The sequence below is a fragment of the Murinocardiopsis flavida genome, assembly GCF_003014485.1.
Classification (GTDB): Bacteria; Actinomycetota; Actinomycetes; order Streptosporangiales; family Streptosporangiaceae; genus Murinocardiopsis; species Murinocardiopsis flavida.
In genome coordinates, this window is the sequence record NZ_PYGA01000005.1 from 158,348 (window position 1) to 181,170 (window position 22,823).

The following is a 22,823-nucleotide window of genomic DNA, read 5'->3' on the forward strand; positions in this document are numbered from 1 at the left end:
CGTTCATCGGCACAGTGTTTCTCTAAGTGGGACGAAGGTAATCCCGAGTGTCGGGTGTGCGCAAGACCACACGGCGAAGAGATTTCAGCGCGCCAGCCAACCGCCGTCGACGGCGAGGACGTGACCGGCCATGTAGTCCGAACCCGGCCCGCACAGCAGCACCGCCGCCGCGGCGAGGTCGTCGGGGCGGCCCCAGCGCCCGGCGGGGATGCGGTCCAGGATCGCCGCCGCGCGCTCCGGGTCGGCGCGCAGCGCCTCGGTGTTGTTGGTGGCGAAGTATCCGGGCGCGATCGCGTTGACCTGCACGCCGCGCGGCGCCCACTCGTTGGCGAGGGCCTTGGTGAGCCCGGCGACGGCGTGCTTGCTCGCGGTGTAGCCCACCACGTTGACCCCGCCCTGGAAGGACAGCAGCGAGGCGACGTTGACGACCTTGCCCGCGCCGCGCTCCAGCATCGGCGCGCCGATCTCCCGCGTCAGCAGGAACAGCGATTCGAGGTTCACGTCGAGCACGGCGTCGAAGTCGGAGCGGGTGTGCTCGGCCGCAGGCGCGCGCCGGATGATGCCCGCGTTGTTCACCAGGATGTCGACGCGGTGCTCGGCGAGGACCGCGCGGGCGGCCTCGGGGACGGCCGCGGGTTCGGCGAGGTCGACGGCGACCTCCCAGGCGCTGCGGCCCGCCGCCCGCACGTCCGCTGCTGTTGCGGCCATGCCGCCGCCGCGGCCCAGCAGCACCACGTCCGCGCCCGCGACGGCGATGGCGCCGGCCATGGCCCGGCCCAGCCCCGTACGCGCGCCCGTGACCAGGGCGGTCCGCCCCTCCAGCGAGAACATCGCGTGCAGCGTCGCGGCGCCGCTCACCGCAGCTCGTCCATTGCGACGTGGTCCATGTCGGTGAAGTCGTAGTTCTCGCCGGCCATGGCCCACACGAAGGAGTAGTCGGCGGTACCGGCGCCGCTGTGGACCGACCAGCTCGGCGAGATGACCGCCTGCTCGTTGCGCATGACGAGGTGCCGGGTGCGGTCGAGCTCGCCCATCAGGTGGATGACACGCGCCTCGGGCGGCAGGTCGAAGTACAGGTAGCACTCGGTGCGGCGGACGTGGGTGTGGGCTGGCATCGTGTTCCACACGCTGCCCGGCGCGAGGGTGGTGTAGCCCATCATCAACTGGCAGCTCCGGACCAGGGTGCCGTCGACGTAGCGCCGCAGCGTGCGCACGTTGGCGCCGTCAGGGGTGCCGAGCTCCACCGGCGCGACGTCGCCCTCGCGCACCACCGTTGTGGGGTGGCTCTGGTGCGCCGGGGTGGAGAAGAGGTAGAGGCGCGCGGGGGCAGCGGGGTCGGCCGAACCGAACGCGACATCGCGGGACCCGCGCCCGACATAGAGCAGGTCGGCGCGGTCCAGCTCGTACACCGCGCCGTCCACGCGCACCGTGCCGCGGCCGCCGACGCAGAAGACCGCGAGTTCCCGCCGTTCGCAGAAGTGGTCGGTGCGCAGCGCGTCGTCGGGGTCCAGGGTGAGTTCCGCGCCGAGCGGCATGGCGCCGCCGAGGACCACGCGGTCCTGATGGCTGTAGGTCAGGCGGATCTCGCCGGGTACGAACACGGCGTCGAGCAGGTAACGGCGCCGGAGTTCCTCGGTGTCGTAACCCCGCGCGTCCTCGGGGTTCGTGGCATATCGGATATCCATGATGTCCCTGTGATCGGTACATGGTGTCGATTGTCGGGACGACGCTACCACCGGCCCCCACACACCAACAGACCGTCCAACGACGCCCCCGCGCCACACCGGAACACACCATTACAGGACACCAAAGGAGCCCCCTCCACATACCCCCGCGACGCCGAAGGCCCCCGCTCCGTGCGAAGCGCGCGAGCGGCGCGCCGCCGACATCGAGCGCGGCTCACGGCCTGGCGCAGAGGGGCAGAGGGGGTGAGTTGTGGCCTCAGCTCCAGGCCGGGGGTGGATGCCGAGAGCGCCCTGTCCCCCAGCGGACCTTGGCACCGTCCCCTGGGGGCAAGGACGCCCTCGCCCCAGACGCCTCCTCATGGAACACCCTCGGCCCGGATGCCGGACCGGGGCGGGATCCTGTGTCGGTGTCGGTGTCGGTGTCAGTGTCAGTGTCAGTGTCAGTGTCAGTGTCAGTGTCAGGCAATGATGTCTTCGGCTGCCTCGCCCGCGCGGTCGATGGGGACGGCGAAGCCGATGCCGATGTTGCCGTTGCCGCGGCCGTCGGTGGCGATCGCGGTGTTCACCCCGACGACCTCGCCCGCGGCGTTCACCAGCGGCCCACCGGAGTTGCCGACGTTGATCGCCGCATCGGTCTGGATGACCTCCTGGCGGCGGCCGGACTCGCCCAGACGCGCCTCCCTGTCGACCGCGCTGACGATGCCGCTCGTCACCGTCCCCGCCAGGCGCAGCGGGCTGCCGGCCGCGAGGACCGTGTCACCGACCCGCATCGCCTCCGGGTCCCCGAGCTCCACCGGGCGCAACCCCGACGCGTCGGTGCGCAGGACGGCGATGTCCTGCGCCTCGTCGGTGCCGACCACGGTCGCGTCCACCTCACGGTTGTCGGGCAGCACCAGGTCCACCCGGTCGGCGCCGCCGACGACGTGGGCGTTGGTGAGGACGTGGCCCCTCTCGTCGAACACGAAACCGGACCCGACGCTCTGCCCGCTCCCGTTCTCGGCGCGCACCGACACCAGGCTGGGCAGGACCTCGTCGGCGGCCGCCGCGACGCTGCCCGGCTCCGGGGCCGGGCCGGACCCGCCACCGCCCGTTGCGGCGCGCGTCCCAGGGAGCTCCTCGGCCTGCATCGCCGCTGCGACGTACCCGGCGGCGCCACCGGCGAGCACGGAGGCGAGTACCGCCACCGCGACCGGCCGCCAGGGTCCAGGGCGGCCGGCCGGGCGCGGGTCGGCACGGTGCCAGGGTGCCGACGGGGGTGGGGTGGCTCCGGGGCCTGCGGGGGGACGGTGGCCGTTGGCGGGGTGGGGCGGTTGCCCACCGCCGACTCCCGCCCACTGCGGCCCGCCGCCACCCGGCCCCTGCGGGCCGACTCCCGCCGACTGCGGGCCGCCGCCACCTGGTCCCTGGGGTCCGCCTCCCGCCCACTGCGGGCCGCCGTCTCCATCGGGGGGCGGGGCCGGGCGGGTGCGGGGCGGGGTGAAGAAGTCCGGGCCGCGGACCGGGGCACCGGTCGCGGCGGGGCGCTGATCCATCAGCTCCTCCTTGCCGTCGTGGCCGCTCATGGCAGCCGCGCGAACCAAATCAGCGATCCGAGTCCGGCCGCGACGAGTGCGGCCATCGCCGCCCCGACGACCAGCGTGGTGATCTCCCGTTCTTCGACCGTCCAGCCGATGGAGGACTCCAGGTCCTCGTAGACCTGGCGCAGTTCGGCGTCGCTCTGCGCCGTGTGGAAGCCGCCCCCGGTGTCCCGGGCGAGGTCCTCCAGCGACTCCGCGTCGACGGGGACCGGCGTGCTCCGGCCGCCCAGTTCGATCCGGCCTTCGGGGGTCCCGTAGGCGATCGTGGACACCGGGACACCGGCCTCCGCCGCCGCCTCGGCGGCCTGCCCCAGCGGCACGCCGCTGGTGTTCGCGCCGTCGGACAGCAGCACGATGCGCGCCGGGGGCGGGTCGTCGGCGGCCCGGTCGTCCAGGTCGGCGATGCTCTGAAGGCTGGTGGTGACGGCGTCGCCGATCGCCGTGCTCTGGTCGAGCCGCAGCTCCGCGATGCGGTCGATCGCCTCCCTGTGGTCGGTGGAGGGGGCCGCTTCGACGCTCGCCGTCCCGGAGAACGCCACCAGGCCCACGTTGAACCGCTGCGGGAGCCCTTCCACGAATCTGGTGGCGGCCTCCTTCGCGACCTCGATCCGGCTGGGTTCGACGTCCTCGGCGCGCATCGACTCCGAGGTGTCCAGCGCGACGACCACGGTGGCGCGCTCGCGGGGCACCGTCACCTCGGCGACCGGGCGGGCGACCGCGAGGGCCAGCGCCACGAGCGCCGTGAGCAGCGCCGCAGCGGGGAGGTGCCGCCGCCAGCCTGGGCGCGCGGGCGCCAGCCGCTCCAGCATGGGCAGGGTGGCGAAGCGGACCGCGTAGCGGGAGCGGCGGCGCTGCGCGGCGATGTAGCCGGCGAGGAGCACCGGGGCGGCGGCCAGCAGCCACAGCCAGATCGGTTCGAGGAAGCTCATCGGATCCGCGCCCTTCCTGTCGGCGGGCGGCGCGCCGCCGAGCGGCGTCGCGCCGCGGTGAACACGGCGATCTCGCGTACCCAGTCGCGGTCGGTGTGCAGTTTCAGGTGTGCCGCTCCCGCGGCGCGGAACGCGGCGGCGTTGCGCTCGCGGTGCGCGCGGGCGGCTGCGGCGTAGCGGTCGCGCAGCAGCCGGCTGCCGGTGGGGACGTCGCGGCGCCGCCCGCTGACCGGGTCGACGAGGGTGACCAGGCCGACGTCGGGGAGTTCCAGTTCGCGCGGGTCGATGACCTCCGCGGCGATCACCTCGTGGCGGGCCGCGAGGCGGCGCAGCGGGGCGGTCCACGGCGGGAGGCCGGTATCGGACCGGTCGGCTCCGTCGTGGAAGTCGGACACGACGACGCGCAGCCCGGGGCGGGGGTGGTCGCGGTGCAGCCGGGCGAGGCAGCGGGCCAGGTCGGTCGGTGGTTGCGCGCCGGGGGGCGCGCCCGGGCGGGCGAGCAGGGTCCGCAGCAGCCGGCGGCGGGCGGCGCGCCCGCCGCCCGCGGGGACGAGTTCCAGCGCGTCCCCGCGCGCGACGCGGGCGCCGAGCCGGTTCCCGGGGCCGTCCGTGAGGAGCCCGACCGCCGCGACGGCGGCCGTTGCCAGTTCCCGCTTCTCCAGCAGCGCCGTTCCGAAGTCCATGGACGCCGACGCGTCGACCAGCACCCATGTCTGCATCTCCCGCTCCGCGAGCGGGGCCCGCACGTGCGGTTCGACGGAGCGGGCGGTGACGTTCCAGTCCATGCGGCGGACGTCGTCCTGGCCGGGCTGGTAGGGCCGCGCCTCGTCGGGTTCACTCCCCTGGCCGCTGCGCAGCCCGGCGTGGTCGCCGTGCAGCAGGCCTTCGAGGCGGCGCCGGACCGGCAGGTCCAGTGCCCGCAGCGCCCGTTCCCCGTCGCGGCCGGGCAGCTCCGCGGTGCTCACGCCGCCGGCCCCGGGACGCGCGCGTGGTCCGCGGGGACGACGCTGGGCTGCTCCACCGCCGCGACGACCCGTTCGACGACCGAGCGGGGGTCGACCCCGTCGGCGAGGGCGTCGAAGGTGAGCACCATGCGGTGCGCCATCACGTCCACCGCCACGTCGGCGACGTCGGCGGGCAGCAGGTAGTCGCGGCCGCGCAGCAGCGCCAGGGCGCGGCCCGCCGCGGCGAGCCCCAGTGTGGCGCGGGGCCCCGCTCCGAACTCCAGGACCTCGGCCACGCCGTCGAGCCCGTAGGAGCCGGGTTCCCTGGTGGCGTGCACCAGCCGGACCACGTACTCGGCGACCGCGTTGTGCACGAACACGTCGTCGGCGGCGTCCTGCAACCGGGCCACCAGCTCCGGCGAGAGGACCGCCGACGCGTGCGGCGGCCGGACGCCCATCCGCTGGAGGACCGTCAGCTCCTCCAGCGGGCTGAGGTAGCCCACCGACACCTTCATCAGGAAGCGGTCGCGCTGCGCCTCGGGGAGCGCGTAGACGCCCTCGGACTCGACCGGGTTCTGCGTGGCCAGCACGAGGAACGGCGTCGGCAGCGGGTGGCTCACCCCGCCGATGCTGACCTGCTGCTCTCCCATCGCCTCCAGCAGCGCCGACTGGACCTTCGCCGGGGCGCGGTTGATCTCGTCGGCGAGGACGAGGTGGGCGAAGATCGGGCCGAGCTCGGTGTCGAACCCCTCCGACGACGGCCGCCAGATCCGGGTGCCGACGATGTCGCCGGGGACGAGGTCGGGGGTGAACTGCAACCGGGCGAACCGGCCGCCGATCACCTCGGCGAGGGTCCGCACCGCCAGGGTCTTGGCGACGCCGGGCACCCCTTCCACCAGGCAGTGCCCGCGTGCGAGGAGGCCGACGAACATCCGCTCGATCAACTGGTCCTGGCCGACGACGACCCGTTTGACCTCGAACAGCGCTCGTTCGAGCAGGGCCGTGCCGATGTCCGTGTCGCCCCTGTGGACGACCGCGCCGTTGAGGTGCGCTTCGATGCTCACGCCTGGTCTCCGTCCCTTCCGCTCGGCGGGCGCGGCCCGCGGGGGCGCAGGGCGCCCCCGCTGCCGTCCCATCGGGTCGCGCGGCTCACGTCCGCGACGCGGGGTCGTTCGCGCCGTCCTTCTCGGGGCAGTCCTTGTCGGCGGCCGGGGCGCCGGAGTCGCCGCCGCGCGGGGACGTCTCGGACTTCTCGACGATCTGGGCGTATCCGGCGGGTTCCTCGCCGCCCAGGGCGTAGGCCGCCCCGCCGAGCGCGAGGGACCCTGCGGTGCCGAACGCGCCTGCGACGATGAGGAGGCGGGTGCGGCGGGAGAGGTGCGGCATTGCTGGCTCCTTGGGTGCCGGCGGCCGGGTGGTCCGACCGGTCCGCACAGCACACCAAGATGGGGCGAAAACGGCGGGAAACGGGACCGAAAGCCCACCGAAAGCGGCACCTGTCCGGCGGGGTTCGCGGCCTTATCGTTGAGCCGTGCGACTCCTCGTGGTTGAAGACGAAGCAGGACTGGTCAGTGCGCTGCGCAGCGGACTCGGCCGCGCCGGGTACGCGGTCGACACCGCCGCCACCGGCGCGGAGGCCGCCGAGAAGCTGGGCATGGCGGCCTACGACCTGATGATCTTGGACATCACGCTGCCCGACACCGACGGCTTCGCGCTGTGCCGCGGGGTGCGGCGCGGTGAGATCCCCACGGGGACAGGACCCGACCTGCGCATCCTCATGCTCACAGCGCGGGCGAACCTGTCCGACCGCGTGCGCGGGCTCGACGAAGGCGCCGACGACTACATCACCAAGCCGTTCGCGCTGGCGGAACTCCAGGCCCGCATCCGCGCCCTGCTGCGCCGCGACGTCGGCGGCGGCTCGGCCGTCCTGGAGGTCGGCGGGCTGTTCCTCGACAGCGCGCGGCAGCTCGCCGCCCGCAACGGGCGCGAGCTGCCCTTGACCCTGAAGGAGTTCGGCGTGCTGCGGTATCTGATGTTCCGGCCCGAACACGTGGTGTCCGCCGAGGAGCTGCTGGAGCACGTCTGGGACGAGAACGCCGACCCGTTCACGCAGAGCGTCCGGGTCACGGTCGGCACCCTCCGCCGCAAGCTCACGCGCGGCAGCGAGGAACCCGTCCTGGAGACCGTCATCGGGCGCGGCTACCGGCTGCGGGTGCGGCCATGAGCCCCGGCGGGCCGCCGGCCGGCCGCCGCGGCGTGCGCGCCCGGCTGCCCGGGTGGACACAGACCATCCGGTTCCGGCTCACGGTGGCCTACTCCGCCGTGCTGTTCGCGCTGGTGTCCCTTGCCTTGGGCGGCGTGTACCTGGCGCTCTCGGCGAACGTCGAGGCCGCGCCGCTGAAGCCGGTCACCGTCAACAAGGTGTACAAGGACGCCCAGGGCGACTGGCAGGTCAAGGAGGGCCACCAGTTCGAGGCGGCCGACATCCGCGGCGTCGAGGCCGCCGTCAACCACACGCTGCTGGAGCGGCTGCGCGACTACTCCATGGCCGGCGCGGGCGGGCTCTTCGTGGTGAGCCTGGGGACGGGGTGGTGGCTGTCGGGCCGGGTGCTGCGCCCCGTCCGCCGGATCACCGGCACGGCGCAGGAGATCTCGGCGACCGACCTGTCGCGGCGCATCGCGCTCGACGGGCCGAAGGACGAGCTGCGGGCGCTCGCCGACACGGTGGACGCGATGCTGGGGCGCCTCGAAGGGGCGTTCGCCGCGCAGCGCCAGATGGTCGACGAGGCGTCGCACGAGCTGCGCAACCCGCTCGCGGTGATCCAGGCGAACGTCGACGCGGTCCTCATCCACGAGGACACCTCGCCGGAGGCGCGCGCCCAGGCCGGGGCCATCGTCACCAGGGCGACCAGCAGGATGACGCACCTGGTGGAGGACCTGCTCGCGTCGGCGCGGCGCAGTTCGCCCGCTTTCGCCGACGTCGACGCCGACCTCGCCGCCATCGGCGACGAGGCGGCGGAGGAGTACGCCGCTCTCGCGGCCGAGCACCGGTTGACGCTCACCCGGCGGCTGGCGTCCGGGCCCGTGGTCGCGGGCGACCCGCGCGCGCTGCGCCGGGCCGTCGACAACCTGCTGTCCAACGCGGTGCGGCTGGCGCCCGGCGGCAGCGAACTGCTCCTCGCAGCGGGGAGCCAGGCGGGCTGGGCGTGGATCGCGCTGCGCGACGAAGGGCCCGGGATCGCGGTGGAGGACCGCGAACGCGTATTCGACCGGTTCGTCCGGTCGGGCGGGCCGGAGCGGGCCGACGCCGGACCGCGGACCGAGGGGCAGCGCAGGGTCGGCCTCGGCCTGGCGATCGTGCGCCAGATCGCCGAGAGCCACGGCGGTTCGGCCGCCGTGCACTCGGACCTGGGCGCGGGCAGCACGTTCGTCCTGTGGCTGCCCGACCGCGCCTTCGCCGACACCGACCGCCGCGCCCCGTTCCCGCCCGCCCACAACCCCTTGGGCCGCGCCGTCACCGCGGGGTGAGGACTCGACGGAGCCAGACCCCGGTCAGGCGCCGACGTAGGCCGCGAGGTGCTCGCCGGTGATCGTCGAGCGGGCGGCCACGAGGTCGGCGGGGGTGCCCTCGAAGACCACTTTGCCGCCGCCGTGCCCGGCGCCGGGGCCGAGATCGATGATCCAGTCGGCGTGCGCCATGACCGCCTGGTGGTGCTCGATGACGATGACCGACTTGCCGGCGTCGACCAGCCGGTCGAGCAGGCCGAGCAGCTGCTCGACGTCGGCGAGGTGCAGGCCGGTGGTCGGCTCGTCGAGGACGTAGACGTCGCCCTTCTCCGCCATCTGGGTGGCGAGCTTGAGCCGCTGCCGCTCGCCGCCGGACAGGGTCGTGAGCGGCTGGCCCAGGCTGAGGTAGCCGAGCCCGACGTCGGCGAGGCGGTCGAGGATCTTGTGGGCGGCCGGCGTGCGCGCCTCCCCTTCGGCGAAGAACCCCTCGGCCTCGGCGACCGACATGGCGAGGACCTCGGCGATGTCCTTGCCGCCCAGCCGGTACTCCAGCACGGCCGCCTGGAACCGCTTCCCCTCGCACTCCTCGCAGGGTGTCTCGACGGTGGCCATGACCCCCAGGTCGGTGTAGATGACGCCGGCGCCGTTGCAATTGGGGCAGGCCCCCTCGGAGTTGGAGCTGAACAGCGCCGGCTTCACGCCGTTGGCCTTCGCGAACGCCTTGCGGATCGGGTCGAGGAGCCCGGTGTAGGTCGCCGGGTTGCTCCGGCGCGAACCGCGGATCCCCGACTGGTCGATCACCACGACGCCGTCGCGGCCCGCGACCGAGCCGTCGGTCAGCGAACTCTTGCCGGAACCCGCGACGCCCGTGAGCACGCACAGCACGCCGAGCGGGATGTCGACGTTGACGTCCCGCAGGTTGTTCGCCGACGCGCCGCGGACCTCCAGCGCGCCGGAGGCGGAGCGCACGGAGTCCTTGAGGCGCGCCTTGTCGTCGAAGTGGTGGCCGGTGGCGGTGTCGCTCGCCCGCAGCCCGTCGACGGTGCCCTCGAAGCCGACGGTCCCGCCCTCGGTGCCGGCACCGGGGCCGAGGTCGACCACGTGGTCGGCGATCGCGATCATCTCGGGCTTGTGCTCCACGACGAGCACGGTGTTGCCCTTGTCGCGCAGTTGCAGCAGCAGGGCGTTCATCCGCGCGATGTCGTGGGGGTGCAGTCCGATCGACGGCTCGTCGAAGACGTAGGTGACGTCGGTGAGCGAGGAGCCGAGGTGCCGGATCATCTTGGTGCGCTGCGCCTCGCCGCCGGAGAGGGTGCCCGCCGGCCGGTCCAGCGAGAGGTAGCCCAGCCCGATCTCCGTGAACGCGTCGAGCAGGTGCCGCAGCCCGGCGAGCAACGGGGCCACGGACGGCTCGTCGAGGTGGCGGACCCAGTCGGCGAGGTCGCTGATCTGCATCGTGCAGAGGTCGGCGATGCTCTTCCCGCTTACCTTGACCGAGCGGGCGGACTCGCTGAGGCGGGTGCCGCCGCAGTCGGGGCAGTCCTGGAACGTGATGGCGCGGTCGACGAAGGCGCGGATGTGCGGCTGCATCGCCTCCTTGTCCTTGGCCAGGAACGACCTCTGGATCTGCGGGATCAACCCCAGGTACGTCAGGTTGGTCCCCTCGATCTTGAGCTTGGTGGCCTCCTTGTAGAGGAGGTCCTCCCGTTCCTTCTTCGTGTACTCGCGGATCGGCTTGTCGGGGTCGAAGAAGCCGCAGCCGCGGAAGATGCGGCCGTACCAGCCCTCCATGCTGTAGCCGGGGATGGTGAGCGCGCCCTCGTTGAGCGACTTGGAGTCGTCGTACAGGGCCGTCAGGTCGAAGTCGCTGACCGAGCCCGTGCCCTCGCAGCGTGCGCACATGCCGCCCAGGTAGACGCGCTTGCGCACGATGCTCTTCTCGCCCCTGCCCTTGTCGGACTCCAGGACGCCGCTCGCCGTGCGGGTGGGGACGTTGAACGAGAACGCCTGGGGCGAGCCGATGTGCGGCGTGCCGATGCGGCTGTAGAGGATGCGCAGCATCGCGTTGGCGTCGGTGGCCGTGCCGACCGTCGAGCGGGGGTTGGCGCCCAAGCGCTCCTGGCCGACGATGATCGCGGTCGTCAAGCCGTCGAGGTAGTCGACCTCGGGCCGGGCGAGGTTCGGCATGAAGCCCTGGAGGAACGCGCTGTAGGTCTCGTTGATCATCCGCTGCGACTCCGCGGCGATCGTGCTGAACACCAGCGAGCTCTTGCCCGAGCCGGAGACGCCGGTGAACACCGTCAGCCGGCGCTTCGGCAGCTCGACGCTGACGTCCTTGAGGTTGTTCACGCGCGCGCCGTGCACCCGGATCAGGTCGTGGCTGTCGGCGGCGATCGTCGCGGACGCCGGGGTGTCGGCCCTCGTGGCCTTGCTCATCGTGTCTCCATCAGTAGGGCGCGGCCGCTCCCGGCCGCGGCCGCTCCCGGCCGCGGCGGCGCCGCGGCCGGCGGCCGCGCCGCCGCCGGTCGGTTCAGCGCAGTTCCTGGATGCGGATCAGGTTGCCCGCGGGGTCGCGGACGGCGCAGTCGCGCACGCCGTACGGCTGCTCGGTGGGCTCCTGGACGACCTCGGCGTCACCGGACTGCACACGCGCGAAGGTGCCGTCGAGGTCGTCGGTCGCCAGGTTGATGCCGGCGTAGGTGCCCTTGGCCATCATCTCGGCGATGGTGCGCTGCTCGTCGTCGGTGATGCCGCAGCCGGGAACGACCGGCGGCTCCAGGACGATGGACGTGCCGGGCTGGTCGGCGGGGCCGACCGTGATCCAGCGCATGCCGTCGTATCCGACGTCGTTGCGGACCTCGAAGCCGAGTGTGTCGCGGTAGAAGGCGAGTGATGCGTCAGGGTCGCTGTGCGGCAGGAAGCTCTGGTGAATGCTGATGTCCATGGCGTTCACGCTAGCCGCGGCTCGGTGACCGGCGCTTCTCGATTCCTGACCGGTCTGGTCACCCGCTTCGCCACGCACGGCGGCATGCCCGCCGTGGCGCCCGCCGCGTCGCGCCGGTAGGTGCTGGGCGGCACGCCGACCAGCTCGGTGAAGCGCGTGCTGAACGTGCCCAGTGACGAGCAGCCGACCGTGAAGCAGACCTCGGTGACGCTGAGGTCGCCGCGGCGCAGCAGCGCCATGGCGCGCTCGATGCGCCGGGTCATCAGGTAGGCGTACGGCGACTCCCCGTAGGCGCGCCGGAACTCGCGGCTGAGGTGCCCGGCCGACATGTGCGCGCCGCGGGCGAGCGCCTGGACGTCCAGGGGCTGGGCGTACTCCTGGTCGATCCGGTCGCGGACACGGCGCAGCCGCGCGAGGTCGCGCAGGTGCTGTGCCGGATCGGAACTGCTGGTCACACGCGAAATCATGCCACGTCGGTCGGACGTTTCCCAGCGCGACCGCCGCCCCGCACCGCTCCGTGTCGGCTCGGGCGCCGCCGGCCGGCGCGCCGCGGACCGGCCGGGGAACACACGGCAATATTGTTCAACAACATCGATCTTTATGCGCATCCAAGAGTACGAGAAATGGCCAACGGATCGTCAATTGCACTGTTCAAAGCATGTTTCATGTTCGTTCTTGATTGTTGAACATATAGCGGGTTAGTCTCGGGCCCATGCCACTGGATGAAGCGGGCGCCACGGAGGCGTCGAGCGCGACCGACCGGGTCGTCGACGTGCTCCGGACGCGGCTCCTCGAAGGGGTGCTGGCGCCGGGCACCGCCCTGCGCGAGACCCCGGTCGCAGCCGAGTTGGACGTCTCGCGCAACACCCTGCGCGAGGCGCTGCGGCTGCTCACGTCCGAGGGGCTGGTGGCCCAGGCGCCGAACAAGGGAGCGTTCGTCCGGGCGTTCACCGCCGCGGAGGTGCGCGACATCTACCGCACCCGCAGGGTCCTCGAAGTCCAGGCCGCGACCGAGAGCGCCGTCGCCGGCGAGGAGCGGTTCGCCGCCATGGAGGCGGCGGTGCTCGCGAAGGAGCGCGCCGAGCGTGAACGGCTGTGGCGCGCGGCGGGCACGGCGAGCCTGCGCTTCCACCAGGCCCTGGTCGCGGTGCTCGGCAGCCGCCGCCTCGACGACTTCTTCCGCACGCTGCTCGCCCAGTTGCGGTTGGCGTGGGCGGCGTCGTGCGACGAGGAGCGGTTCCAGCGCGGCTGGGCCGCCCGCGACAGGGAGCTGTACGAGCTGCTGCGCCAGGGCGGCCGCACGCAGGGCGTCGGCGTGCTGCTGGTCTATTTGGAGGACTCCGAGCGGCAGGCGCTCGACGGCCTCCGCCGCGCGGCCTCGGCGCGCTGACACGACCCGCCAGGGGCGCCGCGGCGCCCCTCCGACAGGACAGTGAGGAACGGAAATGGGATCACCCCCCGCCGCGTACCAGCCGAGGGCCGGCAGCGTCCTCGATGTCGACACCGCCTTCTACGACCGGCTGGCCGAGCGCACCGAGGACCGCGATCTGACCGACCGGTTCGTGCTCCCGATCCGCTCCGGCCGGGCCTGGGAGGTGCCCGCCGGGTACCTGTGCCGCGTGATCGCCCCCGAGGGGGCGCAGGCCGGCGACTTCAACGTGTGGAACCGCCACGACCCCCGCGAGCGCCTGTGGACCTCGCGTACCCGCCAGTTGCAGAGCACCCACGTGACCCGCTACGACCGGCTGTGGTCGACACTCCCCCACCTGCGCCCGCTGCTCACCGTCACCAACGACACCCTGGCGTGGTACGGCACGGACGAGGACGGCGGCCGCATCCACGACCTGCTCGGGTCGCGGTGCGACCCCTACGTCAACCGCATCCTCACCGACGAGGACTTCGACTTCCACTGCCACTCGAACCTGACCCGCGCCGTACTGCCGTACGGCCTCACCGAGTTCGACGTGCACGACGTCCTCAACATCTTCAACTGCGCCGGGCTCAACGACGACGGCGGGTACTTCATGAAGGCGTCGCCCGCCCGTGCCGGCGACTTCTTCGAGTTCTTCGCCGAGCAGGACCTGCTCTGCGCGCTGTCGACCTGCCCCGCTGGCGACCTCTCCGTCCCGTTCTGGGGCCCCGACGCCAGGGACCCGATCGACGTGTGCCGCCCGCTGGCCGTCGAGGTCTACCGCCCCGCCGAGGAGCTGACCGCCGGGTGGAGCACCCCGCCGCGGGCCGCCTACCGGGGCATGCACGGCCTCACCCCGCCCACGTGGCCGTCCGCCGCTGCCGCCTGACGGAGGCGCGCGGACGGGTGCGGCCATGGGCATCGCCCGTCCGGCCGCACCGGTCGGTCGGGCGGCCGCCGGGGACGCCCCGCCGCCCCGTGCCGGGTGCTCTCGGTCTGGGGCGGCTGTGGCGTCCTTGCGGGCGCTGGAACGCCTGCCGCTGCGGGATCCCGGGCCTGCGCGCGCGGCCGCGGCGGGCGCACGATCCCTGTACTTCCGCGACATGGCCGTACGCTGGCCTCATGACCGTCATTCCACTGCGCGGGAGTGCCGAGCGCGAGGCCGACCTTTTGGCTGCGGTGCTCGACGTGCTGCGCGAAACCGGTTATGAGCGGTTGACCGTCGAGGCGGTGATCGCTCGGGCAGGGACCGGCAAGTCCACGGTGCATCGGCGCTGGCCCCAGAAGGCGGACCTCGTCGTGGCGGCGTTCGGCCGGGCGGTGGCCGAGCCGCCGGGCGCACCCGACACCGGTGTGCTCCGCGACGACCTGCTCGCCCTGCTCGAAGGGCTGCGCGCGGAACTGGTCTCCCTCGGGGACATCGTCGCCGACCTCGTGGGGGAGCTCCGCCGGATCCCCGACCTCGCCGACGCGATGCGCACGGGCTACATCGACGCGCGCGCCGAGACCGCCCGTGAGGTGTTCGAGCGCGCCCGGCAGCGCGGCGAACTGTCCGAGCACGCCGACCTCGACCTGCTGTGGCAGGTGGTCCCCGCGACCATGTTCTTCCGGGCGCTGGTCAGCGAGGAGCCCATCGACCGCGACCTGGCGCTGCGCCTGGTCGACGGCGTGGTTCTACCCCTCGCCGTCGGCCGCCCGGCGGGGCCCGCGCTCGGCCCCCGCCGCACCCGGACCGCGCCGAAGACCGGCAAGGCGAAGGCTCCAAAGCGCTCCGACCAGTCCTGACCTGCCTTCTGGCCCCGCTCAGGTCCGCGCCCGGCATCCGGCAGCGCTGACCGGCGCGCCGGCCGAGACCGCCGGGAGGTCCCGGCCGGCGCACGCCCCCATCGGCCGCGGCGTCACCCCGCCGCGGCGATCGCCTCCTCGACGGCGGCGCGGACCTCGGCGGGCGCCTCCATGTGGGCCATGTGCCCCGCACCCGCGACCCGGCGCGTGCGTACCGACGGGGGCAGCGCGTCCGCGTTGCCGACGGGCAGTACCGCGTCCTGCGCGCCCCACACCGCTGCCACGGGGACGCCCACCCCCGCGATGAGCGGGGCGATGTCGAGCGCGGGGCCGTCGCCGTCGAGCAGGGTGCCGAGCAGGGTGTCCAGCGCCTGCCGCACGCCGTCGATGCGCTTGTAGCGCAGCAGGTCGTCCACGAGCCTGCGGTTTACCTGCGCGGAGTCGGCGAACAGCGACGCGAGGTGCGGCTTGAGCCCTTTGCGGGTGTCGGCCGCAGCGAAGCCGCGCAGGAAGTCCGCGTTGATCTGCGTGCCGACACCGGCCGGGGCGACCAGGGTCAGCGACCGCACCCGTTCGGGCGCGCGAGCCGCCGCGGCGACCGCGACGGCGCCGCCGAGCGAGTGCCCGACGACGTGCGCCCGCTCGATCCCCATGGCGTCGAGGAACCCGGTGAGCACGGCGGCCAGCTCGTCCAGCGAACCGCCGCCGACGTCCTTGCCGGACGCGCCGTGGCCGGGCAGGTCCACCGCGATGACCCTGCGGTCGGCCGCGAGGGGCTCCTGGACGAACAGCCACGAGTTCTTGTCGCCGCCGAAGCCGTGCACCAGCAGCACGGGGTCGCCGTCCCCAGCGCCGAGCGAGGCGTAGGCGACGCTCCGGCCGCCGACGGCGACGTCGGCCGCCGCCGGTCCCTGCTCCGCCTCCGCCGCTCCGGCGGCCAGGCGTGCGCGCTCGGCGTCGACCACCGCGTCGACCTCGGCGTCGGGCACCTCGGGCGGGGCGATGACCGCGATGGTCGCGCCGACCGGCGCCGCGGACCCGGCGGCGACCACGACCCGCCGCAGGACGCCGTCACCCGCGGCCTCCAGCGTGCCCACGATCTTGTCGGTGTCGATCTCGGCGAGGTCGGCCCCCTTGGCGACCTCCTCGCCCTCGGCCGCCACCCAGTCGGTGACCGTCCCACTGGTCATCGACAGGCCCCACTTGGGCATGGTGACCCGTTGGATCCGCTCGTCGGCCATCCTCACCGGCTCCAATCCACGGCGGCCTTCGCGGCGTTGGCGATGCGCTGTGCGTCCGGGACGTACAGGTCCTCCAGTCCGGCGCTGAACGGCACCGGGGTGTGCGGCGCGGTGACCTGCTGGACGGGGGCGCGCAGCAGGGCGAACCCCTCGCCGGCCGCCAGCGCGGCGACGTCGGCGGCCATGGAGCAGCGCGGGGTGCTCTCGTCCACGACGACGAGGCGGCCGGTCTCGGCGAGGCTCTCCAGGATCGTCTCGGTGTCCAGCGGGCTCGTGGTCCGCGGGTCGATGACCTCGGCCTCGATTCCGGACGACGCCAGCGCGTCCGCTGCCTCCAGCGCCCGCGCGACCATCCCGCCGAAGGCGACCACGGTGACGTCGGAGCCCTCGCGGGCGGTCTCGGCCTCGCCGAACGGGATCGTGTAGGGCTCCTCCGGCACCTCGCCCGTGGTGTCGTACATCGCCTTGTGCTCGAAGAAGACCACCGGGTCGTCGTCCCGGATCGCCTGCGTCATCAGGCCCTTCGCCTCGTACGGCGAGGAGGGCAGCACGACCTTGAGGCCGGGGATGTGCGTGAACAGCGGGTACAGGGCCTGGGAGTGCTGGGCCGCGGCGCGCAGCCCGGCCCCGTACATGGTCCGGATGACGACCGGGGTCACCGCGTTGCCGCCGAACATGTAGCGGAACTTGGCGGCCTGGTTGTAGATCTGGTCGAAGCACACGCCCATGAAGTCGACGAACATGAGCTCGGCGACGGGGCGCATGCCGCGGGTCGCCGCGCCGATGGCGGCGCCGATGAACGCCGACTCCGAGATCGGGGTGTCGAGGACGCGGCCGGGGAAGCGGTGGTAGAGGCCGCTGGTGACCCCCATGACGCCGCCCCAGGCGTCCTCCGCGCCGGGGCCGCCGGCGCCGCCCGCGTTGTCCTCGCCCATCACGATGACGGCGGGGTCGCGCGCCATCTCCTGGGCGATCGCCTCGTTGATCGCCTCGCGGTAGCTGATCGTGCGTGCCATGGTCCTCGCTCCTCTCACTCGTAGCGGACGTAGACGTCGGTCAGCAGGTCGGCGCCGTCGGGCGCCGGTGCGGCGCGGGCCCGCTCGACGGAGCCCCCGACCAGCGCGGCGACCTCGCGGTCGACCGCGTCGAGCCGTTCGGCGGTGAGCTCGCCGGTCTCCACGACCCGGCGGCGGAAGCGGGTGAGGCAGTCGAGGGTCTCGCGGGCGTTGCGCACCTCATCGCCCCGGTAGGTCTGCTGGTCGCCCTCGAAGTGCCCGAAGTAGCGGGTCAGCTTCATCTCGATGAGCGTCGGACCGCCGCCGGCGCGGGCGCGCTCCACCGCCTCGCCCGCCGCCTCGTGGACCGCGAAGAAGTCGAACCCGTCGACGATGACGCCGGGCATCCCGAACCCGGCGGCCCGATCGGCGATGTTGTCGGCGGCGACCGACCACGTGCTCGCCGTGGCCTCGGCGTAGCCGTTGTTCTCCGCGACGAAGATCGCCGGGAGGTTCCACACCGACGCGAGGTTCATCGACTCCAGGGTGGTGCCCTGGTTGCTGGCGCCGTCCCCGAAGAACGCCACCGCGACGCCGCCGGTGTTCTGCTGCTTCGCCGCGAGCGCAGTCCCGCAGACCAGCGGGGGGCCGCCGCCGACGATGCCGTTGGCGCCGAGCATCCCCCTGCTCAGGTCGGCGATGTGCATGGAGCCGCCCTTGCCCTTGCACACGCCGGTGGCGCGGCCGAAGATCTCGGCCATCATCCCCGTGACGTCCACGCCCTTGGCGATGCAGTGCCCGTGGCCGCGGTGCGTACTGGCGATGGTGTCGCGCTCGTCGAGGTGCTGGCACACGCCGGCGGCCGACGCCTCCTCACCCGCGTACAGGTGCACGAACCCGGGGATGTCGCCGGTGGCGAACTCGTCGTGGACGCGCTCCTCGAAGTCGCGGATGGTGCGCATGGTCCGGTAGGCGCGGAGCAGCCCGTCGGGGTCGAGTCCGCGGCTGGCATCGGTCGGGATCGTCTCGGTCACGGGTACCTCCCAGGGGGTCAATTGGACTGCTCGGCCGGAGCGGCGGCGGATCGCAGCAGCCCCCGCCGGGCCGATTCGGCGAGTACTGCGGTGATGTCGACGCATCGGGGCCCGTCCCCGCTCAGCCGGACGACGGGGGCCGGTCCGCCGGAGAGCTCGATCTCGCGCTCCCCGTCGACGGCGATGACCCCGTGCTCCGCGCGCACCGCCACCGCCTCGCCGCACAGCAGCGGGCGCCACTCGCGCACGCCGACGGGGACGACCAGGCCGGGCGCGATGGGCGCGCGGACGACGTGGCGGCACTCCCGCGGCGGGCCGAGCAGCAGTGCGACGCCGTGGGGGTCGGAGCGGGGGCTGGGGCACAGCTGCCCGGCGACGCTGGACAGCCCGATCCCGTCGGGTTCGGCGAAGGTGCAGTACAGCTCGGTGATCGTCGCGGGGTCCCACAGGGCGCGGGCGCCGACGTGGCGCGCGGCGGAGACGGCGACGTCCACGAGTGCGGTCTCGGTGCGACCCGCAGCGGTGACCGTCAGGCGGGTGGAGCGGCGCAGCGCGGTGTCGGGGTCGACGGCCCCCACCGCCACCAGCCCGGCGGCGAGCCCCGCCGTGGTGGCCTCCCGCATCCGCGGGAACGCGTTGTTGGTCCCGGTGGACAACGGGAGCAGCGGCACCTCGCCGCAGGCGGCGGCCGCCACCCGCGCCGTCCCGTCGCCGCCCAGGCAGACCACGGCACCGGCCCCTGCGGTCGCCATGCGCCGCACGGCGCGCGCGGTGTCGTCGGCGGTGCCGGTGACGGGGTCGTCCGCGAGGAAGTCGACCTCGGGCCAGTGGGGGTCGCGGGCGGGGTCGCGGGTGCGCACGGCGCGCAGCACGGCGGCCGAGATACCGCCCAGGTCCGTGTTCAGCAGGACGCGGTCGACGCCCACCGCGCCCAGGGCCGTGAGCATCCGCTGCACCATGTTCGCCTTCTCGGCGGTGGGGAACACCGAGGCCGTGGCGACGAGCCGCCTGATGTCGCGTCCGGAGGCCGGGTTCGCAACGATGCCCACGATGCGTCCCACGACACCTCCCGGAACGGCCGTGAACGGTCGACTGTGACCCAGTTCACGCCCTTCGTGCCGGAACGGCAAGGGTTGCAGGGGGTTGCACAGGGCCGCCGGCCTCCGGCGCGCCGGCATTGACCTCAATTTATGTTGAGGTTAGAGACTGGGGTGGCAACCCGGCCCCGCGGCCGTCAGCGCCGACCGGAAAGGCACAGCCATGCAGGCATCCGCGTTCACCGAAGCCGGGCCGCCCGACGTCCTCGCGCTCATCGACGTGCCCACCCCCGTACCCGGCCCCGGCGAGGTCCTGGTCAGGGTCAGGACCGCGGGCGTGCAGCCCGTCGACGCGGCCGTCCGCAGCGGCTGGGGGCCGCCGGGGGTGACCGTCGCCCTCCCCCAGATCCCCGGCAACGAGTTCGCCGGGACCGTCGAGAGCACCGGCGACGGGGTGACCGGGTTCCGCCCCGGCGACGACGTCATCGGCTTCCGGGTGCTGGGCTGCTACGCCGAGTACGCCGTCCTGCCGGCCGCCCACCTCGTCCGCAGACCCGCGTCGCTCCCGTGGGACCAGGCCGGGGCGCTGTCCGCATCGGGGCAGACCGCGCACACCGCGCTGGGCGACCTCGGCGTCCGATCCGGCGAGACCGTCCTGATCCACGGCGCGGCCGGCGGTGTCGGCAGCATCGCCGTCCAGCTCGCCGTGGAATGGGGGGCGACGGTCATCGGCACCGCGGCCCCGGCGAACCACGCGTACCTGCGCACACTCGGGGCCGTCCCCGTCGCCTACGGCGACGGCCTGCTGGAACGGGTGTGCGCCGAGGCACCGAAGGGGATCGACGCCGCGTTCGACACGGCCGGGCACGGCGGCGTGGAGACGTCACGGCACCTGGTGAAGGAGCGCGGGCGGATCGGCACCATCGCCGACACGGACGCCGGGCGCCACGGCGCCCGGTTCCTCCGCTCGCAGCGCACGGCCGCCCGGCTGGCGGAACTCACCGCACTGGCAGAGCGCGGCAGGCTGCGGGTCCACATCCGCTCGCGCTACCCGCTGGAGCGGGCCGCCGACGCCCACCGCGAGATCGAGACGGGGCACGGCCGCGGAAAGATCGTGCTGGTCATGGGGTAATCCGACGTCACTTCCCCGGCTTCACGAGGTCCTCTTCCCGGACTTCAGGGGGGCCGTTTCTCGGACTTCAGGAGGTCCGCTTCCGCTGCTTCACGGGGTCCGCTTCCGCGGCTTCACGGGGTCCGTTTCCCCAGATTCACGGGGTCCTTTTCCCCGACTTCATGAAGTCCTTTCGGCGCTGCCGCGCACCCGGCCCGTGGAAGCGCAGCGGGAAGCGTGTCAGCAGGAGGATGCCCGCGCCGCCGCCGATGACGGCGAGCGCGCACAACGAGATGACGATCCACATGTGAGAACTCCATCGCACCACGTCGGGATCACGGCCACCTGGGAAGGAAAGGGGAAGTGCGCCGCGAGGGGAGGAAGCGTAGATCTGGTGCAACGATCCTTGACCCCGGCACGCTACATGCCCCATGGCAAAGACCACGTCAAGCCCCGCTCCGCCCTGGCCCACTGCCCCGCGACATAGAGGGGGATGGGTTGTGGCCTCGGCGCCATGCCGGGAGTGCGGGCCGAGAGCGCCCAACCCCACAGCAGACCTGGGCAAGGCTGCCGGGCAGCCTGGCTCCTGTCCCCTGGGGTCGAGGACGCCCTCGCCCCCGGACGCCCTCATTCGCTGCTGCGCAGACACCCCGGCACCCCGACTCCCCTCCCCCGAGGCCAAGGACGCCCTCGCCCCCAGGCGGCCTCCTCATGGGTGCCCCGCCCCGAGCGCGCTCGTCCTCGGGCGGCCGACCCCGAGCGCGCTCGCTCCCGTTGCCCAGGGCATCCGGGGGCGCTCGGACGCCTGCGTGCTTCTTCGGGGCTGCGGGCGGCCGGGGTGTGTGCATCAGCGACTCTGAGTCGTCGTACTCATGCGTCCGGGCGCGTGGGCGCCCATGATGGGAGGCGGTACCAGGAGCCGACCCATCGGAGAAGGGTGACGGAATGACGCAGTACGGGAGCCCGACGGCACCGCATCAGGGCGGTGGCCCGCGCGCGGCGGCGCTTGCCGGGCTCGTCGCACGCGGGGTCATCACCGCGCAGCAGGCCGACGCCGTCCACGAGGCGCTCGACTCCGCCGACCGCGAACACACCGGCGTCCGCTGGGCGGAGATCGTCGGATACGTGGGCGGCGGGCTCGTGTTCGCGGGCGTGCTGGCGCTGGTCGGCGTGTCCTGGGAGGACCTGGGGCGGGTCGGGCGGATCGGGGTCCTCTCCGTGATCGCCGCCGTCCTGCTCGTCGGCGGCCTCGCCGCGGCAGGCGGGCCGAAGGAGGTGCGCGGCCGGTCTCACCGGGTCCCCACGGCCCGCCGCCGGATCACCGGCGTGCTCTGGTCGCTCACGGCCGTGGCGGTGATGACCGCGGTCGGGGTGGCTGCGGAGGATCAGAGCTGGACGCTGCCGTTCACGGTCGGGCTGCTGGTCGCGGCGGCCTCCTACGCCGCGCTGCCCAGCGCCGTGGGACTGGTCGCGTGCGGCCTGCTGGCGCCCGCCACTCTTATTGCCGCCGTCGACCTGGTGGAAATCAGCGACGGTATGACGACCTCCGTGCTCCTCGTGGCACTCGGCGCGCTGTGGTGCGGGATCGCGGGCACGGGGATCCTCGTCCACCGCCGCCTCGCCTACGGGATCGGCGCGGCGACGGCCCTCATCGGAGCCCAGTACTTCTCCCTTGAGGGGGCATTCGACAGGGCGTACATCGCGGGCTACATCGTGACCTTCGCGGTCGCCGTCGCCCTTCTCGTCCTCTACCGGTGGGACCGCCAGGTCGTCCTGCTGGTCGGCGGCGTCCTCGGGCTGACCACCGCGGTACCGGAAGCCGTCTGGGACCTGACCGACGGCGCCATCGGCGGGGCCGCGGTCCTGCTCCTCGCCGGGCTGGTGCTGCTGCTCACCAGCGGGATCGGCCTGCGCATGCACCGCGGCAAGGAGAAGGAGAACGGCGGAGCGGAGCGATCGGAGGGCCGCGAATCCGGCGCCGCCGACACCCCGGCAGCGCCCACCGGCCCGCCCGCGGCGCCCGGTTCACCCGCGGACGGCACCGCGCCGGACCCCGGCCCCGGACCACCCGCGGCGTTCGGACCGCCCCCAGCGGGCGGCGCCGCGCCTGAGCCCGGCTCTCCCCCCGCGGGCGGCATCGTTCCGGATCCCGGACCCGAAAAGCCCGACGCCGATGGCGGGCCCCCGGCCGCGGGGCGCTGAGTGCCCAGCGGCCGGGTCGGGAGCACGCCGACCGCTCCAAACACCCCCTGAGCATGGTCGCCCCGGCCGGGCCGGGTGCACGCCGACTGCTCGCTCCCGATCAGTCGGCCGCCCAGCGTGCGGGTCAGTCGGGCTGGGATGGGCGCCTCCTGCGGCGGCCGGCCGACTTCTGGCGGATCTTCGCCAGCACCCGGCCGGCTTCGGCGTCGCCGGGGTCGATGGCCAGGGCGGCGACCATCGCCTCCTCGGCCTCCTCCCACCGTTCGGCCTTCGCCATGCGCAGGCCGGTGTTGAACCTGCGGTTCGCGAAGTCGCGCAGTTTCACCAGGCCGCCGAGGTCGCCGCCGCACCCGGGGCACGTCCGCGGCAGGTCGAGCAGCCGCCCCTTGCACAACGGGCAGATGATCGGGTTCGCCATGGG

Annotated in this window: 23 protein-coding genes; 7 read left to right on the plus strand and 16 right to left on the minus strand. The window is 73.5% G+C overall.

Going from position 1 to position 22,823, the window contains the following annotated elements; genetic code table 11:
• Nucleotides 1-84 precede the first annotated feature (84 nt).
• From CLV63_RS09410 to CLV63_RS09445, 7 genes are all read right to left on the minus strand, one after another.
• Complete coding sequence (locus CLV63_RS09410; protein WP_281260710.1) at nt 85-858, minus strand: SDR family oxidoreductase; 774 nt, start codon at nt 856-858, stop codon at nt 85-87.
• Entirely contained in the window at nt 855-1,685 is an 831-nt protein-coding gene (gene kduI / locus CLV63_RS09415; RefSeq protein WP_106582552.1) for a 5-dehydro-4-deoxy-D-glucuronate isomerase, read from the minus strand. The genes CLV63_RS09410 and kduI overlap by 4 nt, the downstream gene beginning before the upstream one ends.
• Before the next feature lie 458 nt (nt 1,686-2,143).
• Nucleotides 2,144-2,869, minus strand: a complete 726-nt coding sequence (locus CLV63_RS09425) for a S1C family serine protease (RefSeq protein ID WP_211301229.1) — start codon at nt 2,867-2,869, stop codon at nt 2,144-2,146.
• A 374-nt stretch (nt 2,870-3,243) separates the two neighbouring features.
• A complete protein-coding gene (locus CLV63_RS09430) occupies nt 3,244-4,191 on the minus strand; it encodes a VWA domain-containing protein (RefSeq protein ID WP_106582553.1) in 948 nt (315 codons plus the stop codon).
• The gene (locus tag CLV63_RS09435; RefSeq protein ID WP_106582554.1) at nt 4,188-5,156 is read right to left on the minus strand and encodes a DUF58 domain-containing protein; all 969 of its coding nucleotides are present in this window, start codon (nt 5,154-5,156) and stop codon (nt 4,188-4,190) included. The genes CLV63_RS09430 and CLV63_RS09435 overlap by 4 nt, the downstream gene beginning before the upstream one ends.
• Nucleotides 5,153-6,193: an AAA family ATPase gene (locus CLV63_RS09440; protein WP_245928692.1), complete on the minus strand. Its 1,041-nt coding sequence runs from the start codon at nt 6,191-6,193 to the stop codon at nt 5,153-5,155. The genes CLV63_RS09435 and CLV63_RS09440 overlap by 4 nt, the downstream gene beginning before the upstream one ends.
• A gap of 91 nt (nt 6,194-6,284) precedes the next feature.
• The gene (locus CLV63_RS09445; RefSeq protein ID WP_106582556.1) at nt 6,285-6,521 is read right to left on the minus strand and encodes a hypothetical protein; all 237 of its coding nucleotides are present in this window, start codon (nt 6,519-6,521) and stop codon (nt 6,285-6,287) included.
• 145 nt (nt 6,522-6,666) lie between these two features.
• Between CLV63_RS09445 and CLV63_RS09450 the strand changes: the two genes are divergently transcribed.
• Together CLV63_RS09450 and CLV63_RS09455 are read left to right on the plus strand one after the other, a co-directional pair.
• On the plus strand, nt 6,667-7,359 hold the full coding sequence (locus tag CLV63_RS09450) for a response regulator transcription factor (RefSeq protein ID WP_211301230.1): 693 nt from the start codon (nt 6,667-6,669) through the stop codon (nt 7,357-7,359).
• Nucleotides 7,356-8,663, plus strand: a complete 1,308-nt coding sequence (locus tag CLV63_RS09455) for a sensor histidine kinase (RefSeq protein ID WP_106582558.1) — start codon at nt 7,356-7,358, stop codon at nt 8,661-8,663. Before CLV63_RS09450 ends, CLV63_RS09455 begins: the two co-directional genes overlap by 4 nt.
• A gap of 24 nt (nt 8,664-8,687) precedes the next feature.
• Here the strand turns inward: CLV63_RS09455 and CLV63_RS09460 are convergent, their stop codons facing one another.
• The 3 genes from CLV63_RS09460 to CLV63_RS09470 form a co-directional block, all read right to left on the minus strand.
• Nucleotides 8,688-11,078, minus strand: a complete 2,391-nt coding sequence (locus CLV63_RS09460; protein ID WP_106582559.1) for an ATP-binding cassette domain-containing protein — start codon at nt 11,076-11,078, stop codon at nt 8,688-8,690.
• Between the two features lie 94 nt (nt 11,079-11,172).
• A complete protein-coding gene (locus CLV63_RS09465; RefSeq protein WP_106582696.1) occupies nt 11,173-11,586 on the minus strand; it encodes a VOC family protein in 414 nt (137 codons plus the stop codon).
• A gap of 5 nt (nt 11,587-11,591) precedes the next feature.
• On the minus strand, nt 11,592-12,053 hold the full coding sequence (locus tag CLV63_RS09470) for a helix-turn-helix transcriptional regulator (RefSeq protein ID WP_211301231.1): 462 nt from the start codon (nt 12,051-12,053) through the stop codon (nt 11,592-11,594).
• Nucleotides 12,054-12,298: 245 nt separating this feature from the next.
• On the opposite strand from CLV63_RS09470, the gene CLV63_RS09475 reads away from it, so the two are divergent.
• The 3 genes from CLV63_RS09475 (at nt 12,299) to CLV63_RS09485 (ending at nt 14,782) form a co-directional block, all read left to right on the plus strand.
• Entirely contained in the window at nt 12,299-12,976 is a 678-nt protein-coding gene (locus tag CLV63_RS09475) for a GntR family transcriptional regulator (protein ID WP_106582561.1), read from the plus strand.
• A gap of 55 nt (nt 12,977-13,031) precedes the next feature.
• Entirely contained in the window at nt 13,032-13,886 is an 855-nt protein-coding gene (locus CLV63_RS09480) for an urea carboxylase-associated family protein (protein WP_106582562.1), read from the plus strand.
• Nucleotides 13,887-14,119: 233 nt separating this feature from the next.
• Nucleotides 14,120-14,782: a TetR/AcrR family transcriptional regulator gene (locus tag CLV63_RS09485; protein ID WP_106582563.1), complete on the plus strand. Its 663-nt coding sequence runs from the start codon at nt 14,120-14,122 to the stop codon at nt 14,780-14,782.
• Between the two features lie 113 nt (nt 14,783-14,895).
• Here CLV63_RS09485 and CLV63_RS09490 read toward each other — a convergent pair whose 3' ends face one another.
• The 4 genes from CLV63_RS09490 to CLV63_RS09505 are packed head-to-tail and all read right to left on the minus strand — an operon-like array spanning nt 14,896 to nt 19,113.
• Nucleotides 14,896-16,023: an acetoin dehydrogenase dihydrolipoyllysine-residue acetyltransferase subunit gene (locus CLV63_RS09490; protein ID WP_106582564.1), complete on the minus strand. Its 1,128-nt coding sequence runs from the start codon at nt 16,021-16,023 to the stop codon at nt 14,896-14,898.
• A 2-nt stretch (nt 16,024-16,025) separates the two neighbouring features.
• Entirely contained in the window at nt 16,026-17,039 is a 1,014-nt protein-coding gene (locus CLV63_RS09495) for an alpha-ketoacid dehydrogenase subunit beta (RefSeq protein ID WP_106582565.1), read from the minus strand.
• A 14-nt stretch (nt 17,040-17,053) separates the two neighbouring features.
• On the minus strand, nt 17,054-18,052 hold the full coding sequence (locus CLV63_RS09500; protein WP_106582566.1) for a thiamine pyrophosphate-dependent dehydrogenase E1 component subunit alpha: 999 nt from the start codon (nt 18,050-18,052) through the stop codon (nt 17,054-17,056).
• Between the two features lie 17 nt (nt 18,053-18,069).
• Nucleotides 18,070-19,113 (minus strand): ATP-NAD kinase family protein, encoded by a 1,044-nt coding sequence (locus CLV63_RS09505; RefSeq protein ID WP_170134186.1) that lies wholly within the window; start codon nt 19,111-19,113, stop codon nt 18,070-18,072.
• 199 nt (nt 19,114-19,312) lie between these two features.
• On the opposite strand from CLV63_RS09505, the gene CLV63_RS09510 reads away from it, so the two are divergent.
• Nucleotides 19,313-20,221, plus strand: a complete 909-nt coding sequence (locus CLV63_RS09510; RefSeq protein ID WP_106582568.1) for an NADP-dependent oxidoreductase — start codon at nt 19,313-19,315, stop codon at nt 20,219-20,221.
• Nucleotides 20,222-20,357: 136 nt separating this feature from the next.
• On the opposite strand, the gene CLV63_RS33510 is transcribed toward CLV63_RS09510, so the two are convergent.
• Nucleotides 20,358-20,507, minus strand: a complete 150-nt coding sequence (locus CLV63_RS33510; RefSeq protein ID WP_170134187.1) for a hypothetical protein — start codon at nt 20,505-20,507, stop codon at nt 20,358-20,360.
• A 638-nt stretch (nt 20,508-21,145) separates the two neighbouring features.
• On the opposite strand from CLV63_RS33510, the gene CLV63_RS09515 reads away from it, so the two are divergent.
• Nucleotides 21,146-22,402, plus strand: a complete 1,257-nt coding sequence (locus tag CLV63_RS09515) for a DUF2157 domain-containing protein (protein ID WP_106582569.1) — start codon at nt 21,146-21,148, stop codon at nt 22,400-22,402.
• Between the two features lie 124 nt (nt 22,403-22,526).
• Here the strand turns inward: CLV63_RS09515 and CLV63_RS09520 are convergent, their stop codons facing one another.
• On the minus strand, nt 22,527-22,820 hold the full coding sequence (locus CLV63_RS09520; protein ID WP_106582570.1) for a hypothetical protein: 294 nt from the start codon (nt 22,818-22,820) through the stop codon (nt 22,527-22,529).
• Nucleotides 22,821-22,823: the final 3 nt, after the last annotated feature.

Bases quoted from the DNA above. Each gene is read 5' to 3' on its own strand.
- kduI (WP_106582552.1), bottom strand. From the start codon at position 1,685: ATGGATATCCGATATGCCACGAACCCCGAGGACGCGCGGGGTTACGAC.
- CLV63_RS09430 (WP_106582553.1), bottom strand. From the start codon at position 4,191: ATGAGCTTCCTCGAACCGATCTGGCTGTGGCTGCTGGCCGCCGCCCCG.
- CLV63_RS09445 (WP_106582556.1), bottom strand. From the start codon at position 6,521: ATGCCGCACCTCTCCCGCCGCACCCGCCTCCTCATCGTCGCAGGCGCG.
- CLV63_RS09455 (WP_106582558.1), top strand. From the start codon at position 7,356: ATGAGCCCCGGCGGGCCGCCGGCCGGCCGCCGCGGCGTGCGCGCCCGG.
- CLV63_RS09460 (WP_106582559.1), bottom strand. From the start codon at position 11,078: ATGAGCAAGGCCACGAGGGCCGACACCCCGGCGTCCGCGACGATCGCC.
- CLV63_RS09465 (WP_106582696.1), bottom strand. From the start codon at position 11,586: ATGGACATCAGCATTCACCAGAGCTTCCTGCCGCACAGCGACCCTGAC.
- CLV63_RS09470 (WP_211301231.1), bottom strand. From the start codon at position 12,053: ATGATTTCGCGTGTGACCAGCAGTTCCGATCCGGCACAGCACCTGCGC.
- CLV63_RS09475 (WP_106582561.1), top strand. From the start codon at position 12,299: ATGCCACTGGATGAAGCGGGCGCCACGGAGGCGTCGAGCGCGACCGAC.
- CLV63_RS09480 (WP_106582562.1), top strand. From the start codon at position 13,032: ATGGGATCACCCCCCGCCGCGTACCAGCCGAGGGCCGGCAGCGTCCTC.
- CLV63_RS09485 (WP_106582563.1), top strand. From the start codon at position 14,120: ATGACCGTCATTCCACTGCGCGGGAGTGCCGAGCGCGAGGCCGACCTT.
- CLV63_RS09490 (WP_106582564.1), bottom strand. From the start codon at position 16,023: ATGGCCGACGAGCGGATCCAACGGGTCACCATGCCCAAGTGGGGCCTG.
- CLV63_RS09495 (WP_106582565.1), bottom strand. From the start codon at position 17,039: ATGGCACGCACGATCAGCTACCGCGAGGCGATCAACGAGGCGATCGCC.
- CLV63_RS09510 (WP_106582568.1), top strand. From the start codon at position 19,313: ATGCAGGCATCCGCGTTCACCGAAGCCGGGCCGCCCGACGTCCTCGCG.
- CLV63_RS33510 (WP_170134187.1), bottom strand. From the start codon at position 20,507: ATGTGGATCGTCATCTCGTTGTGCGCGCTCGCCGTCATCGGCGGCGGC.
- CLV63_RS09515 (WP_106582569.1), top strand. From the start codon at position 21,146: ATGACGCAGTACGGGAGCCCGACGGCACCGCATCAGGGCGGTGGCCCG.
- CLV63_RS09520 (WP_106582570.1), bottom strand. From the start codon at position 22,820: ATGGCGAACCCGATCATCTGCCCGTTGTGCAAGGGGCGGCTGCTCGAC.